General features: G+C 70.4%; 11 protein-coding genes. 3 read left to right on the top strand and 8 right to left on the bottom strand.

Annotation, left to right across the window (positions count from 1 at the left end; translation table 11 throughout):
* Nucleotides 1-291: 291 nt before the first annotated feature.
* The 3 genes from argS to C6Y14_RS34540 all read left to right on the top strand — a co-directional run bounded on the left by argS (nt 292) and on the right by C6Y14_RS34540 (nt 4,189).
* Complete coding sequence (gene argS, locus C6Y14_RS34550) at nt 292-2,067, top strand: arginine--tRNA ligase (protein ID WP_107020835.1); 1,776 nt, start codon at nt 292-294, stop codon at nt 2,065-2,067.
* Nucleotides 2,068-2,367: 300 nt separating this feature from the next.
* On the top strand, nt 2,368-3,294 hold the full coding sequence (locus C6Y14_RS34545; RefSeq protein WP_107020834.1) for a phosphotransferase family protein: 927 nt from the start codon (nt 2,368-2,370) through the stop codon (nt 3,292-3,294).
* Between the two features lie 97 nt (nt 3,295-3,391).
* Entirely contained in the window at nt 3,392-4,189 is a 798-nt protein-coding gene (locus tag C6Y14_RS34540) for a DUF4253 domain-containing protein (RefSeq protein WP_107020833.1), read from the top strand.
* Nucleotides 4,190-4,213: 24 nt separating this feature from the next.
* On the opposite strand, the gene C6Y14_RS34535 is transcribed toward C6Y14_RS34540, so the two are convergent.
* The 8 genes from C6Y14_RS34535 to C6Y14_RS34500 all read right to left on the bottom strand — a co-directional run bounded on the left by C6Y14_RS34535 (nt 4,214) and on the right by C6Y14_RS34500 (nt 16,023).
* Nucleotides 4,214-5,116 (bottom strand): SAM-dependent methyltransferase, encoded by a 903-nt coding sequence (locus tag C6Y14_RS34535; RefSeq protein WP_107020832.1) that lies wholly within the window; start codon nt 5,114-5,116, stop codon nt 4,214-4,216.
* 107 nt (nt 5,117-5,223) lie between these two features.
* A complete protein-coding gene (locus C6Y14_RS34530; protein ID WP_225891426.1) occupies nt 5,224-6,474 on the bottom strand; it encodes a helix-turn-helix domain-containing protein in 1,251 nt (416 codons plus the stop codon).
* A 138-nt stretch (nt 6,475-6,612) separates the two neighbouring features.
* Complete coding sequence (locus C6Y14_RS34525) at nt 6,613-9,336, bottom strand: ABC transporter substrate-binding protein (protein WP_107020830.1); 2,724 nt, start codon at nt 9,334-9,336, stop codon at nt 6,613-6,615.
* A gap of 134 nt (nt 9,337-9,470) precedes the next feature.
* Nucleotides 9,471-10,463, bottom strand: a complete 993-nt coding sequence (gene hemB, locus C6Y14_RS34520) for a porphobilinogen synthase (protein ID WP_107020829.1) — start codon at nt 10,461-10,463, stop codon at nt 9,471-9,473.
* 241 nt (nt 10,464-10,704) lie between these two features.
* A complete protein-coding gene (locus C6Y14_RS34515; RefSeq protein WP_107020828.1) occupies nt 10,705-12,393 on the bottom strand; it encodes a bifunctional uroporphyrinogen-III C-methyltransferase/uroporphyrinogen-III synthase in 1,689 nt (562 codons plus the stop codon).
* On the bottom strand, nt 12,390-13,349 hold the full coding sequence (gene hemC, locus C6Y14_RS34510; RefSeq protein ID WP_107020827.1) for a hydroxymethylbilane synthase: 960 nt from the start codon (nt 13,347-13,349) through the stop codon (nt 12,390-12,392). Before hemC ends, C6Y14_RS34515 begins: the two co-directional genes overlap by 4 nt.
* Nucleotides 13,346-15,253 carry a glutamyl-tRNA reductase gene (locus tag C6Y14_RS34505; protein ID WP_107020826.1) on the bottom strand — a complete coding sequence of 636 codons (1,908 nt, stop codon included), beginning with the start codon at nt 15,251-15,253 and terminating at the stop codon, nt 13,346-13,348. Before C6Y14_RS34505 ends, hemC begins: the two co-directional genes overlap by 4 nt.
* Nucleotides 15,250-16,023, bottom strand: coding sequence for a redox-sensing transcriptional repressor Rex (locus C6Y14_RS34500; RefSeq protein WP_107020825.1), 774 nt, complete (start codon nt 16,021-16,023; stop codon nt 15,250-15,252). Before C6Y14_RS34500 ends, C6Y14_RS34505 begins: the two co-directional genes overlap by 4 nt.
* Nucleotides 16,024-16,047 lie beyond the last annotated feature (24 nt).

The raw sequence follows: 16,047 nt of genomic DNA, 5'->3' as shown, positions 1-16,047 counted from the left end.
TGTCCCAGCTCTGCCCTCAACCACGAAAACGCCTTTTCCCCGCCACGTACTCGGGGGCCAGCCCCCGAACCCCCGGTCCTCAAACGCCGGACGGGCTGAAGGATTCGCGGACGGTCCGCGACTCCCCAGCCCGTCCGGCGTTTGAGGACGAGCGCGCAGCGCGATAAGGGGGCGAGGGGCGCAGCCCCATGCAGTGACGGGAAGGGTAGGGGCGGCGGGGGCGAGAAACCCCTTTGCCCCACGTGGGATACTGGCCTGATCCATGCCCACGAGGAGAACGGCACCCACCCCATGCCCCCGGTCACGTCCCTCACCGCCCACGTCCACCAGCGCCTCGCAACCGCCCTCACGGCAACCCTGCCGGAGACCGCGGAAGCGGACCCGCTGCTGCGACGCAGCGACAGGGCGGACTTCCAGGCCAACGGAATCCTCGCCCTGGCGAAGAAGGCGAAGGCCAACCCCAGGGACCTCGCGACCCAGGTCGTCGACCAGGTCGTCGCGGGTGACCTGATCAGGGACATCGAGGTCTCGGGCCCCGGCTTCCTCAACATCACGCTCACGGACCGCGCGATCACGGAGACCCTCGCGGCCCGCGCCGCGGACCCGGCGGACCGTCTCGGCGTACCGCTCGCCGCGCACCCGGGAACGACGGTCATCGACTACGCCCAGCCGAACGTGGCGAAGGAGATGCACGTGGGCCATCTCCGCTCCGCGGTGATCGGCGACGCGGTCGTGCGGATCCTGGAGTTCGTCGGCGAGAATGTCGTCAGGCGGCATCACATCGGCGACTGGGGCACCCAGTTCGGCATGCTCATCCAGTACCTGGACGAGCACCCGCACGAGCTGGACCGCTCGGCGGACGCCGCGGAGACGGGCGAGGAGGCGATGTCGAACCTCAACCGCCTCTACAAGGCGGCGCGCACGCACTTCGACTCCGACGAGGAGTTCAAGACGCGGGCCCGCCGCAGGGTGGTCGACCTGCAGGCGGGCGACCCGCACACTCTCGCCACCTGGCAGCGGTTCGTGGACGAGTCGAAGGTGTACTTCTTCTCGGTCTTCGAGAAGCTGGACATGGAGATCCGGGACGCGGACATCGTCGGCGAGTCGGGCTACAACGACATGCTGGACGAGACCTGCCGCATCCTCGAAGAATCAGGCGTGGCGGTCCGCTCCGAGGGCGCCCTGTGCGTGTTCTTCGACGACGTGAAGGGCCCGGACGGCAATCCGGTGCCGCTGATCGTGAAGAAGTCGGACGGCGGCTACGGCTACGCGGCGACGGACCTCTCCGCGATCAGGAACCGTGTCTTCGACCTGAAGGCGGACACGCTCCTGTACGTGGTCGACGCGCGCCAGTCGCTGCACTTCAAAATGGTCTTCGAGACGGCTCGCAGGGCGGGCTGGCTGAACGGGGACACCAAGGCGCAGCAGCTGGCCTTCGGCACGGTCCTCGGCAAGGACGGCAAGCCGTTCAAGACGCGTGAGGGCGAGACGGTCCGGCTGGTGGACCTGCTCGACGAGGCGATCGACCGTGCCACGACGGTGGTCCGCGAGAAGGCCGCGAAGATGGGCCTGTCCGAGGAGGAGATCGTCGAGAACGGCCGGTTCGTCGGGGTCGGCGCCGTGAAGTACGCGGACCTGTCCACGTCGGCCGTCCGGGACTACAAGTTCGACCTGGACCAGATGGTGTCGCTGAACGGCGACACGAGCGTGTACCTCCAGTACGCGTACGCCCGTAGCCGGTCGATCCTCCGCAAGGCGGGGGACGCGCGTCCGGTGGCCCACCCGGAGCTGGCGCTGGCTCCGGCGGAGCGTGCGCTGGGGCTGCACCTGGACCAGTTCGGCGAGCTGCTCCTGGACGTGGCCGCGGGGTACGAGCCGCACAAGCTGGCCGCGTACCTGTACCAGCTGGCGTCACACCTGACGACGTTCTACGACCAGTGCCACGTGCTGAGCGACGCGAACCCGCCGGAGGTCGTCGAGAACAGGCTGTTCCTCGTCGACCTGACGGCCCGCACGCTTCACCAGGGCATGGCGCTGCTCGGCATCAGGACCCCCGAACGCCTCTGACGCCGTTCACCCATTCGGGTGAGCGGCCGATGGGGGCGCACCCGCTCCTGCCCTGCCCTCCGCCGCGACCTCTCCCCGGCTGTCCTCCGACGCGCCTCTGACCTGCACGGGCCCTGCCTGTCCGTGCAAGCAAGGGCCAAAGGTTGAGCCGGCCGGGCGCACCCCGGAGTATGCGATGCTGCGGGCCGCCGACCCCGACTCCGGGGTACGTGAGCCTCGTCGAACCGCACGCTGGGAGCGCAATGAGCACTGCACTGCCCTTCTCCATCCCTCCGGCCGTCCGGAGGGTGTGCGCCAGTCATGCTGCCACTCGTTGAGACCGGCGAGGAGCTGGACGCTGTCGTCCGCGACGAGGCCCTGCTGCGGCCGGCCGTGGCGGACCTGTGCGAGCGCCTCGGCCTGGTCCCCAAGCAGATGGTCCGCTACATCGAGGGCTCGCTCCCGGTGTACTCCATCGGCGCCGCGCACGTTCTGAAGCTGTTCCCCGCCTTCGAGAAGCTCGACGCCCGGCGCGAGGAGCGGATGCTCAGCCATGTGTACGGCAAACTGCCGGTCCCGACACCGCAGTTGCACTCGGCCGGCGCGTACAAGAACGGCTGGTCCTTCGTCCTGATGTCCCGGCTGCCCGGCGAGGGTCTCGCGGACGCGTGGTCGCGGATCCCGGCGGCGGACCAGGACCGTATCGTCACGGAGGCCGGTGAGACGCTCGCGGCGCTGCACGCGCTGAGCCCCGGGCCGCTGTCGGGTCTCGTCGGTCCGTCCGACTGGGGCCTGTTCGTCGACGCGCAGCGCGCGAACGCGGTGGAGCAGCAGCGCGAGTCCGGACTGCCGGAGGTCTGGCTCGAACAGATCCCGTGGTTCCTGAACTCGGTCCCGCTGCCCGCTCCTTCACGACGGGTGCTGCTGCACACCGAGTTCATGCGCGAGCACCTCACGGTGGACCCGGACGGCTGGCGGCTGACCGGCCTCTTCGACTTCGAGCCGGTACTGACCGGCCACCCCGCCTACGACTTCGTGAACGTCGGCCTGTTCCTCTCGTGCGGACAGCCCCGGCTCCTGAAGCGGTTCTACGAGGCCTACGGGCGCCCGCCGTTCGACCCGCGCACGGTCATGGCGTACACGCTGCTGCACGTCTACAGCGACCTGGCCTCGTATCTGCGCATGCTGCCGAAACCGCCCGAGCCGACGCTGGACTCGCTCGCGCTCACCTGGTTCGGCACGGACTGACGGACCGCCACGGACGGTCGGCGCACGAGGTCATGACGGCCCCGGACCGTTCCGCCCCCTGGGGCCGTTGTCAGTGGCGGGCTCTAAAGTCACGGGCATGGCGACTCTTCCGAACCAGCTGCCGACGCTCGCGGCCGACCCGGCCGGCCGCTCGCTCGGTCTCGACCTCCCGCCCGGCGCCCTGCTCGACACGACGGTCGACGGCCCCTGGGACGAACCGCTGCTGTGGCGTGCCGACGCCCCGGCGGCGCCGGGCGACTGGCTGCGGCTGGCGTCCGCGCGCCGCACGGCGGGCCTGTGCCCGGTCCTGGTCGGCGGCCGGACGGGCAGCGAACCGCACCCGGACAAATGGGAGTTGGACCCGGACCTCGCCTCCTATCCGGGCGACCACGACGCCGAGGAGGTCCTCGCTCAGTTGTGGGAGGAGTGCGCGGCCGAGGACCAGGACGCCGACTGGCCGGGCCTCGCCCCGGCGGGCGTACCGGATGTCGATCCGGACGTATGGGCGGCCGAGGTGACGGACGCGCTCGTCGGCGGCGCGGGCCTGCTGAAGGATGCACGCCTCGCGCTCGTCCCGGCCCGCCGCAGCGCGGACGTCCCGGCCGCCATCGGCTGGTGCGGTCCGGTCAATCTCACCGACGACGTGGCGGAGCTGTGCGCGGTCCTGCGGTCCTGGGAGGACCGCTTCGGCGTCCGGGTCGTGGCGCTCACCTTCGACCAGCTGATCGTGTCCGTCGCGGCCCCGCCCGGGACCCTGTCCGAGGCGGAGGCGATAGCCGCCGAGCACCACGCGTTCTGCCCGGACAACATCACACAGAGCGCCCATGCCTCGCTGCGGGCGTACGCCGAGCGTGAGGTGCTCGGCGCACGTTCCTGGACCTTCTGGTGGGACTGACCGGCAGTCCGCACCGGTGCACGCTCAGGGCTTGCGGCCGGTGACGGCGTACACGTTGATGTCCGCGTCCGTCACATCGTTGATGTCGCGATAGCGGACCTTCTCGATGTCGTCGAGACCGTCGAGGTAGCCCGTCTCGGGCTGCTCGGGCACGGGCGCCGCGTTGTCGGGCCGCCAGTGATGGGCGGGTACGACACCGGGCTCGTCGACTTCCAGCCCGTTGTCGGTGAGAAACCGCTCGACCTCCGCCTTCGTACGCAGCACGAAGGTGAAGCCCCGCTCGGTGTACGTCCGCTGGACCGCGCGCACGTTCTCCGCGTTGAGGTCCTCGGTGAGATGGCTGAGCACGAGCCGGCTGCCCGGGGGCAGCGCGTCGATCAGTTCGCGGACGATCGGGTAGGCGCGCTCGTCCTCGACGAAGTGCAGGATCGCCACGAGCGCCAGCGCGACCGGCTGCTCGAAGTCCAGGGTCTTGGCGGCGGCTTCGAGGATCTGGGCCGGGTTCTGCAGATCGGCGTCGATGTAGTCGGTACGCCCTTCGGGCCCGCTGGTGAGCAGTGCGCGCGCGTGCGCGAGGACGACGGGGTCGTTGTCGACGTACACGACACGCGCGTCCGGGGCGAGCCGCTGGGCGATCTGGTGCACGTTCTCCTGGGTCGGCAGCCCGGTGCCGATGTCCAGGTACTGCCGGATGCCCTCTTCGCCCGTCAGGGTGTTCACGGCCCGGCGCAGGAAGTCGCGGTTGTGCCGGACGTCGAGATAGCCGCGCGGATTGGCGGCGAGCGCGGCGGCCGCCGCGGCCCGGTCCACCGGGTAGTTGTCCTTGCCCCCGAGGAAGACGTCATAGACACGAGCCGGGTGTGCCTTGGTGGTGTCGATCCTCCTTCTCAGCTCGGCGGGGTCCTGGCTGAGAGCATCACCGGGCATTGGGTCTCCCCCTGGAGAGTCGCGTCCGTCAACGGGCAACAACCTAACTCCCGCGGTGACTTGATCGTGCCCCGACTGCGCCGCCCGGCCACCGACGCGCCAGGAACTCAGCCGGACCCGTCGGACACGGACGCGTTCGGTCCCCAGGCCGAGTCACCGAGCGGATAGTCGTAGGCGGGCCGCCCCACGTTCCCGCTCGTCCGGAAGGGGCTGCCGTGGTCGTCGACGCGTACGGTCCCCGTCCTGCCCCCGCTCGACCACTCCAGCTCCAGATACCAGCTCACGTCGTACGTCCGCGCGTCCGCGAAGACGTAGAACACCTCGGGGTCGGACTCGCTCACCTTGTACGGGAAGTCGCGCTGCCCGGCCTTCGGTGCGGTGTCGGGCCGCCCGGCGTCGAGGTTCACACCGAACGACGTGGTCTCCACACCGCCACCGCACCCGACGCCCATCGCGAAGTCGTTCCAGGCGAGCGGCGCGCTCTTGTCCACCACCCGCACATGCAGATCGTCCAGGACGACGGTGGCCTTCCCGGTGCCCTGGACGGTCAGCGCGAGCATCTGCTGCCCGGCGGCGACCCCGCCGAGCGCCTTGACCCACCCGCGCGCGTCGGGCTCGCTCGGCGGCGGGGGCACCTTCTCCGGCTCGCGGTCGAAGAGATAGTGCTGACTGCACGGACTGTCCCACTTGTACGGGTTGACGGCGACGATGGGTGCGGCGGCACCCTCCGCGCCCCCGGCACCCGCCGCGGGCCCGGCCGCCCCAGCACTCCGCGAGACGGAGGGGTCGGCGGACGCCGACGGGCTCTCCGAACGCGAGGCGGACGGCGAGGCGGACTTGCCTTTCGCACCGCCGGACGCACTGGCCTCCGGCCGGTCATCGGGGGACGCGGCGGCCCCGACAGGCCGCTCACGTCCCTCCCCGTCGTCACCCGTCACGAACTGCGCGACGAGCGCCACCGACACGACAGCGGCGACCACGGCGGCACCGGCGAGCACGACGGTACGCCGCCGCCGTGAGCCCGAAGGGGCGACCTGCGGCGAGACCAGAAGATCGGCGGGTTCGACCACGGCCTCAACACCCTCCGGCGCCCCCGCTACTCTCCCACTCGGCTTCTGCCTCCGCTGCGCATCGGCGAGAACCCACCGCCGGTGCAGCTCGACCAGTTCCTCGGGGGTCGCTCTGCACACCCGGGCGAACCGCTCCACGGGCGCGTAGTCCGTCGGCACGGCATCCCCGTTGACGTACCGGTGCAGCGTGGACGCGCTCGTGTGCAGCCGCTTCGCCAACACCCCGTAACTGAGCCCCGACCGCTCCTTCAGCTGCCCCAACAGCTCAGTGAACTCGTCCCCCGCCACCGCCCGCACCTCTCTCCACGTCCCGGATCCGCAGTCAGGGCAGGTCGTTCCCCACATCGAAGCTGCTGCGGCCGGGCCGGATCCCCGCACCGGCCCGGACCATCCAAGCACGCCACCCCCGGCGCCCGTTCGAGCGCCTCAGGGGCACCAGCCCGCCTGAATCCCATCGCCCACACGGCCGCAGAGGCCCTTCTGGGTGGGCAGGCCGCCGTTCACCACCCGCTGGACCGAGATCAGCTTGTCGATCGGGGTGTGCCCGCCCGTCTCACCACCGAAGTCGATGGTGCCGCTCTCCCCGTCGAGCGCCCGCTCGCCGTGGACGGTGCCCAGCGCCTGCCACACGGCGTGCGGGGTGAGCGGCATGCCACGCGCGCTCTCCTGGAGGTAGGAGATCGCCTTGAGATACACACCGACGGCGTCGAACGCGAGGGCCGCGTGCCCGTCCAGATAGGTCGTCACGAGGGACGGGCACTCCTCCTGGAACAGCACTTTCATCGTGCTGTAGAGGTTGCCGGCGCCGTCGCAGGACGCCGTGTTGCGCGTGAAGTCGAGGAAGTCGTACTCCAGGCGGCGGAAGTAGGCGCGCCGTTTCATGTCGGCGCCGAGGCGGGCCACGTCGTCACCACCGAGGATGAAGGGTTCGGAGGTGCCGCACGTCTGGTCGACGGCGCCCAGGATCGCCTCGAAGTCCTCGGAGCGTCCGGCGAAGAACACCATCCGCTTCTTGTCACGGCAGACGTCCGGACCGGCGGAGTGCGCACCGGGCGTACCGGAGAAGGAGCCGACAGGCGCTGCCTCGGAAACGAACTCCCACGGCGTCACCGTGAAGCCCTTCTCCTTGAAGGCACTTTCGACGTCCTTCCACAGGGTCCGGCTGTACGCGTCGCTCCGGTCGGCGGAGTACAGGACGAGTACCTCGCGCTTCTTCACCTTCTCGCCCTTCTCGGCCAGTTCGTCGGCGTACGCGGCGGCGACCTCGGCCTCGCGCGCGTTCTGCGGCGAGACCTGGTGGTAGAGCGGTGAGTGGTCGTCGAGCGTGTCGGCGGACGGGGTCGTGGCGACCATGGGCAGCCCCGCACGGGTGAGGGCACCGATCGTCCTGACCGTGTCCTCGCGGCTCTCGTCGAGGCCGGTGACACCGACGATGGTCGGATCGTCCTCCATCAGCTTCCGCACCATGCCCGCGACCCGCACGCCGTACCGCATACCGGAACCGGCGTTGGCCGACAGGATCCGCAGCACGGGCTCCGTCTCGCCCTGTCCGTCGAGCTGCCGCCGCTGGGCGCTCGCCACACCCTGCAACTGCTCGCGCGCATACGAGAGAGCCTTGAGCGACTGCCCGTCGGGGCTGCTGAGCATGGCCGAGACATGTACGAGAGTGACCAGCGGCCGCTTGTCGAAGTCACGGTGCAGCCGCTCCGCCCGTTCGTTCTGGTCGGCGATGACCTGCAAGGTCTCCGTCAGCCTCTTGTCGTGGGAACCGAAGGCGAACCCGTGCGAGGCGACGCCGACACATTCCCTCGTCCCCTTCTCCCAGGTCACCGTCGCCGCGTCGGCCTTGGACCGCGCCTGTCCGCAGTGCGCGAACCGCCACCGGTCGTCCCTCTCCACCGTCGCCGCGACGGTCGCGGCGACCAGGGCGAGGACGAGGGCGACGACACCGGCGGTGGCGGCACGTCCCGCCCAGAGCGGTGGCCGTCCGACGGTGAACCGCCGCGCTGCGGACGTGCATTCGCTCTGGGCCGCGAGGTCGGGGTGCCCGTCCGGCAGCGGCGCGGGCACCCGCACGGGCAGATACCAGAAGTCGGCGTCCCGGCTGCGTCCCGCGCCCCGCAACCGCTCGCACCAGGCCTCGTACGGCGACAGCTCCTCCGCCAGGCTGCGCACACGCATGCGCTCGTGATCGTGCTCACCCTCCGCGCAACTGGTGACGATCAGCAGGGGATCGAAGGCACCGGTCTCCCTGCGCACCTCCACGAACGAACGCACCAGCTCCCGCCCGCGGTTGTCGTCGCTGACGCCCTTGAGGAACGCCACGCAGTACGCCGTACGCCGCGCGGCCCGCCGCCGCCAGGGCCGCCGCCGGTAGGCGACACGCAGATCCTCCAGAAAGGCGTTGATCATCAACTTCACGACCTGGTCGGGATCCTCGCGCCCCCACCGGGGCTGGGTGAGCCGCAGCGCGAACCCCGCGAAGGTCCCCGGATCACCGGGCGCCATGTACGGCTGCCGCAGCAGCCACCGGTACTCGCCGCCCAGCACCCGCCAGGCCCGGAACCACATCAGGGGCAGCACGTACAGCCCGAAGACGTACGCCCACCAGGGCACCTTGCCCTGCAGGGCCACCTCGGTGCCGGGCGCCCGCAGAAAACCGAGCACCGGCCGGCGCTGGAACTCACGGTCCCGCAGCCGGCTCAGCATGTCCTGGTCGTGCCGCGAGTCGGGTTCCTCGTCCGTGCAGGTCATCTCCAGCAGCCAGTTGACGAGCCCGAACCGCCGGAAGCGTACGCGCCGGTCGTGCCCGCCCCGCTCGGACGAATACTCCTGAGCCAGCTGGACGAGCACCCTGCGGCACACCTCGGACCGCTGCCAGTCCGCGGCGAGATCACCACGCTCACGGTTGACTTCGTCCCAGCGCTCGTCCACGTCGATGATCTCGTGCGGTACGCGCCGGGGCTGGGCCTCCCCGAGCGCCCGCCGGATCTGCTCGACGAGCCGGTCCTGCCGGTCACCGACGAGCCCCAGCACGGGAATCCCGTCCCGGTCGGGCACCTCGCGCGGCAACTCGCCCTCGCGCGGGCGGCGTACGAGTCTGTTCAGCAGTGAGAAGAGCCTGTCGGCATGCGTGAAGACGGGTTCCACGGTCCCCCCGGAGCGGTGCTCGAACCAAAGTGACCCACCACACTACTCACCGTAGTCACGTCATCACTCCGAGCCATACGCTCTTCACGCCCACCCGCCCCCGGCGCACCCCCGGCACGCCCCCGGGCGACGCCTCAACGCAACTTCTGCGCCACCTCGGTGGCCCAGTACGTGAGAATGTTCCGGGCCCCGGCCCGGCGGATCCCGGTCAACGCCTCCAGGATGGCCGCATCCCGATCGATCCACCCTTTTTCAGCGGCGGCCTCGATCATCGAATACTCGCCGGAGATCTGGTAAGCGACGACGGGCACATCGACCGCGTCCGCAACTCGCGCGAGGATGTCCAGATAAGGTCCCGCGGGCTTCACCATCACCATGTCGGCGCCCTCTTCGAGATCGAGCGCCAATTCCTTCAACGACTCCCGCGCATTGGCGGGGTCCTGCTGATAGGTCTTCCGATCCCCCTTCAAGGAAGACCCGACAGCCTCCCGGAAAGGACCGAAGAAAGCGGACGAGTACTTGACGGTATAGGCGAGCACCGCCACATCCTCACGCCCAATCTGATCGAGAGCGTCACGAACGACCCCGACCTGACCGTCCATCATCCCGCTGGGCCCCACGACATGCGCCCCGGCGTCGGCCTGCACCTGAGCCATCTCGGCATACCGCTCCAGGGTCGCGTCATTGTCCACGCGCCCTTCGGCGTCCAGCACCCCGCAATGCCCGTGATCGGTGGTCTCATCGAGACAGAGATCGGACATCACCAACAACTCGTCCCCGACCTCACTGCGCACGTCCCGAAGGGCGACCTGCAGAATCCCGTCGGGATCGGTCCCGGCCGTCCCCAGGGCATCCTTCTTCGACTCCTCCGGCACCCCGAAGAGCATGATCCCGGAGATCCCCGCGGCCACGGCCTCGGCGGCAGCCTTCTTCAGACTGTCGCGGGTGTGCTGCACGACGCCGGGCATCGCGGCAATGGGCACAGGCTCGGAAATGCCTTCACGCACGAAAGCGGGAAGGATGAAATCGGCGGGGTGCAGCCGGGTCTCGGCAACCATGCGCCGCATCACAGGACTGGTCCGCAGCCGCCGCGGCCGGCTGCCGGGAAAGGATCCGTACGTCGTCATGAGACCACGCTACGCCCGCCCACCCACTGCCTTTGCCGACGCCCAGTCGGAGCCCGCCGGCCGCCCTGCAACGGGAGCGGGCCGCGCCGGTACGTCGAAGTCCGTCGCATAGGGCTCCTGCAAAAAACCCCACACTTCCAGGCGTACGGCAGTACACCCGGAAGGCGACGGACTCGACGTACCGGCACGGCCCCGACCCACAACGAACGGACCACGCGGCGGTAAGTAGCCCAAAAAGGAACTACGTGGTGGTACGCCGACGCCGAGACCCGGGCCGCCGCTCACTGGGCCGGGTGACAGGATCCCCGGCCTCAAGAGCGGAAGCCCGCCGCCGAAGCCCGAACTCCGCCAACGCCTCGGCCAGCCGGTGCACGGACGGCTCGGGCGACATGACATCGACGCGCAGCCCGTGCTCTTCGGCGGTCTTCGCCGTAGCGGGCCCGATACACGCGATGACGGTCACGTTGTGCGGCTTCCCGGCAATACCCACCAGATTCCGCACAGTGCTGGACGACGTGAACAGAACGGCATCAAACCCACCGCCCTTGATCGCCTCACGGGTATCGGCCGGCGGCGGCGAAGCACGCACGGTCCGATAAGCCGTGACGTCATCGACCTCCCACCCGAGCTCGATCAACCCAGCAACCAATGTCTCGGTCGCGATATCGGCCCGAGGCAGAAACACCCGATCGATCGGATCAAAAACGGGATCGTAAGGCGGCCAGTCCTCAAGCAGCCCAGCAGCGGACTGCTCCCCACTCGGCACCAGATCAGGCTTGACCCCGAAAGCGATCAACGCCTTGGCGGTCTGCTCACCCACAGCAGCGACCTTGATCCCGGCGAAGGCACGCGCATCGAGCCCGTACTCCTCGAACTTCTCCCGCACGGCCTTGACGGCGTTGACCGAAGTGAAGGCGATCCACTCGTACCGGCCCGTCACCAGACCCTTGACCGCCCGCTCCATCTGCTGGGGCGTCCGCGGCGGCTCCACGGCGATCGTGGGCACCTCGTGCGGCACGGCCCCGTACGACCGCAGCTGGTCGGAGAGCGACGCCGCCTGCTCCTTCGTACGCGGCACGAGCACCTTCCAGCCGAACAGCGGCTTGGACTCGAACCACGAGAGCTGCTCACGCTGAGCGGCGGAGGAACGCTCGCCGACCACGGCTATCACCGGCCGCCCGCCCTCGGGCGAGGGCAGCACCTTGGCCTGCTTCAGCGTCTGCGCGATGGTGCCGAGCGTGGCGCACCAGGTCCGCTGCCGCGTGGTGGTACCGGCGACGGTGACGGTCATAGGGGTATCGGGCTTACGCCCCGCAGCCACAAGCTCCCCCGCGGCGGCCCCCACGGAATCAAGCGCGGCCGAAACAACCACGGTCCCGTCGGACGCCCCGACCTCGGCCCAGCACCGCGCGGACGCGGTACGGGCGTCGACGAACCGCACGTCCGCACCCTCGGCGTCCCGCAACGGCACACCCGCGTAAGCGGGCACACCCACAGCGGCGGCGACACCGGGAACGACCTCGAAAGGCACCCCCGCGGCGGCGCAGGCGAGCATCTCGCCGGCGGCGTACGCGTCGAGCCCGGGGTCGCCCGAGACCGCACGGACGACCCGCCTGCCGCCCCTCGCGGCCTCCATGACAATATTGGCCGCGTCCTTCGACGCGGGGACGCCAGAGGTGGCTGACGTGCCGTCAACTACCTTCAGCTGAGGCGTGTCCGGGCTCGCGCCCGTATCGGTGTCGAGCACGGTGACGTTTCGTCTGGCGTGCGTGCGGACGACGTCGAGCACTTCGGGTTCGGCGACCAGGACATCAGCGTTCCCCAGCGCCTCGACGGCGCGCAGAGTCAGCAGTCCCGGATCACCGGGTCCGGCACCGAGGAAGGTGACGTGCCCGTGTTCGAGGCCGATGGGAAGGGTGGTGGGGCTCAATGTACTCGCTCCCCCATCAGACCGGCCGCGCCCTTGGCAAGCATCTCGGCAGCGAGTTCACGGCCGAGCGCCATTGCTTGGTCATGTGTCTCGGGCACGGGACCGGTGGTGGACAACTGCACCAGCGTCGAGCCGTCGGTCGTGCCGACGACGCCGCGCAGGCGCAATTCCTTGACAGTCTGCCCGTCGGCCAGCAGGTCGGCGAAGGCACCCACAGGTGCGCTGCAACCGGCCTCCAGGGCGGCGAGCAGGGATCGCTCGGCGGTCACGGCGGCCCGGGTGTACGGGTCGTCGAGCTCGGCGAGCGCAGCGACGAGGTCCGCGTTGTCCGCGGCGCACTCGATCGCGAGGGCCCCCTGGCCGGGGGCGGGCAAAATGATGTCGACCGGCAGGAAGTCGGTCACTTCGTGGGTCCGTCCGACGCGCTGCAGTCCAGCGGCGGCCAGCACGACACCGTCCAGCTCGCCGTCCCGCACGAACCCGATCCGCGTGTCGATGTTCCCGCGGATCGGCACGGTCTCGATGGTCAGCCCGAGGTCACGCGCGTACGCGTTCAGCTGGGCCATGCGACGCGGCGAACCGGTACCGATCCTCGCCCCGTCCGGCAGCTCGGCGAACGTCAGACCGTCGCGTGCGATCAGCACGTCACGGACGTCCGCGCGGACGGGTACGGCGGCCAGCGCGAGCTCGTCGGGCTGCCCGGTCGGCAGGTCCTTGAGGGAGTGCACGGCGAAGTCGACCTCCCCGCGCAGCAGCGCCTCGCGCAGGGCGGTCACGAAGACGCCCGTGCCGCCGATCTGCGCGAGGTGCTCTCGGGACGTGTCCCCGTAGGTCGTGATCTCCACGAGCTCGACGGGCCGTCCGGTCACCTGGCTCACGGCGTCCGCCACCTGCCCGGACTGGGCCATGGCGAGTCTGCTCCGCCTGGTCCCGAGCCTCAGTGCCTGCTCAGTCATGCTCGCCCTCGGTTTTCGGCGCTCTCGAAGTTGTCGCTGTCGAACATTCTGCTGTCGCCGAACCCACCGTCACCACGACGACCGTCGCCCACGGCACCGGCGGTGCCCACAGCACCGGCGGTATCGGTGTCGGCGTCCCGCGCCTCGGCCCGTGAGACGGCGGCGACCGTCTCCTGGTCCAGGTCGAACAGGGTCCGCAGTGCGTCCGCGTACCCGGCACCGCCGGGCTCCGCGGCCAGCTGCTTGACCCGTACGGTCGGCGCGTGGAGCAGTTTGTCCACGACGCGTCGCACGGTCTGGGTGATCTCGCTGCGCTGCTTGTCGTCGAGGCCGGGCAGCCGTCCGTCGAGCCGGGCGATCTCGCCCGCGACGACGTCGGCGGCCATCGTGCGCAGCGCCACGACGGTCGGAGTGATGTGCGCGGCCCGCAGTGCGGCACCGAAGGCGGCGACCTCGTCGGAGACGATCCGTCGCACCTGGTCGACGTCGGCGGCCATGGGCGCGTCGGCGGACGCCTCGGCGAGGGACTCGATGTCCACCAGCCGTACCCCGGGCAGCCGGTGCGCGGCCGCGTCGATGTCACGGGGCATGGCGAGGTCGAGCAGCGAGAGCACGGGGGTGGGCCTGGGCACCTCGGCGACGGGCTCGGGCCGGCGCCGCTCGGGCACCCGTCCGAGGAGGGCCGCGGCGGCGGCGAGGGCGGTGATGGCCTCGGCCTCGGCGGCCTGGTCGAGCAGCGCGACGGAGCCGCTCTGGCCCTCGACGGCCGTCGCCGACGCGCCCTTGTCGACCCAGGCGGCGTGCTGTCCCAGTTCGGCCGCGCCCATTCCGGCCACGGCGGCCTCGCCGAGCACGGAGAACCCGGCGGTGCCCTGCACGGTCTGCACGCTCTGTGCGCCCTGCGCGGCGGTGGGGTCGAGGGGACAGTTCTCCTCGGTGCCGACGCTGGTGGGCGGCAGCTCGCCTCGTACGGCGGACGCACCGCTCGCGGCGCGCGCACCGGAACCCGGGGCCGGGGCCGGAGCGGGCACCCGGACGGCACGCCCCTCCATCGCGGTCGCGACGACCTCGGCGGTGAGGACGAGACCGGTCGCGCCGGTGCACGACACGACGACATCGGCACGTGTCAGTTCATCCGCGACGGCGTCGATCGGCACGGCACGGGCGATCACGTCGGTGCCGCCCTCTCCCGCCTTACTCTGCGCGTACTGCTCCACGAGCAGGGTGGCGAGCCGCTCGGCCCGGTCGAACGTCCGGTTGGCGACGACCACTTCGGCCACGCCCGCGCGCGCCAGGGTGGCGGCGGCCAGCGAGGACATCGAGCCGGCGCCGATCACCAGGACCCGCTTGTCCCGGGCCCAGGCGTCGACCGTCGCGTCCTCGGCGAACTGCTCCAGGCCGAAGGTCACCAGGGACTGCCCGGCCCGGTCGATGCCGGTCTCCGAGTGAGCGCGCTTGCCGACCCGCAGCGCCTGCTGGAACAGGTCGTTCAGCAGCCGGCCGGCGGAGTGCAGCTCCTGCGCGGTGGCGAGCGCGTCCTTGATCTGGCCGAGGATCTGTCCCTCGCCGACCACCATGGAGTCGAGTCCGCACGCCACCGAGAAGAGATGGTGGACGGCCCGGTCCTCGTAATGCACGTACAGGTAGGGGGTGAGCTCGTCCAGTCCGACCCCGCTGTGCTGCGCGAGCAGCGTGGAGAGCTCGGCGACGCCCGCGTGGAACTTGTCCACGTCGGCGTACAGCTCGATCCGGTTGCAGGTGGCGAGCACCGCGGCCTCGGTGGCCGGTTCGGCGGCGACCGTGTCCTGGAGCAGCTTGATCTGGGCGTCCGCGGACAGCGCGGCGCGCTCCAGGACGCTGACCGGAGCGCTGCGGTGGCTCAGCCCGACAACAAGAAGACTCATGCCGGCATCACGGCGGGAACGTCCCCGTCGGGCCCTTTCCCGGCCCCCTTCGCCGCCGCGGCCTCGGCCTCGGCCGCGAGTACGGCGTCGGCCTGCGCCTCGGCCTCCTCGCCGGCCTTGCGCTGCTCGTGGAAGGCGAGGATCTGCAGCTCGATGGAGAGGTCGACCTTGCGTACGTCGACGCCGTCCGGCACGGACAGCACGGTCGGCGCGAAGTTCAGGATGGAGGTCACGCCGGCGGCGACGAGCCGCTCGCAGACCTGCTGTGCGGCCCCGGCGGGGGTCGCGATGACACCGATCGACACACCGTTGTCGTCGATGATCTTTTCCAGCTCGTCGGTGTGCTGGACGGGGATCCCGGCGACGGGCTTCCCGGCCATCGCGGGATCGGCGTCGATCAGCGCCGCGACCCGGAACCCGCGTGAGGCGAACCCGCCGTAGTTGGCCAGGGCGGCGCCGAGATTTCCTATCCCGACGATCACTACCGGCCAGTCCTGGGTCAGGCCCAGCTCGCGGGAGATCTGGTAGACGAGGTATTCGACGTCGTAGCCGACACCGCGCGTCCCGTACGACCCGAGGTACGAGAAGTCCTTGCGCAGCTTGGCGGAGTTGACCCCCGCCGCGGCCGCGAGTTCCTCGGAGGAGACCGTGGGTACCGAGCGCTCCGACAGAGCGGTGAGGGCTCGGAGATACAGGGGAAGCCTGGCGACGGTGGCCTCGGGAATCCCTCGGCTGCGGGTCGCCGTTCGGTGAGTTCGGCCAGTTGCCACGGTGCTCCTGCGGGTAGCGCGGGG

This window comes from Streptomyces dioscori, assembly GCF_003024195.1.
Lineage (GTDB): Bacteria > Actinomycetota > Actinomycetes > Streptomycetales > Streptomycetaceae > Streptomyces > Streptomyces dioscori.
This window is presented reverse-complemented; position numbering and strand designations above follow the sequence as displayed.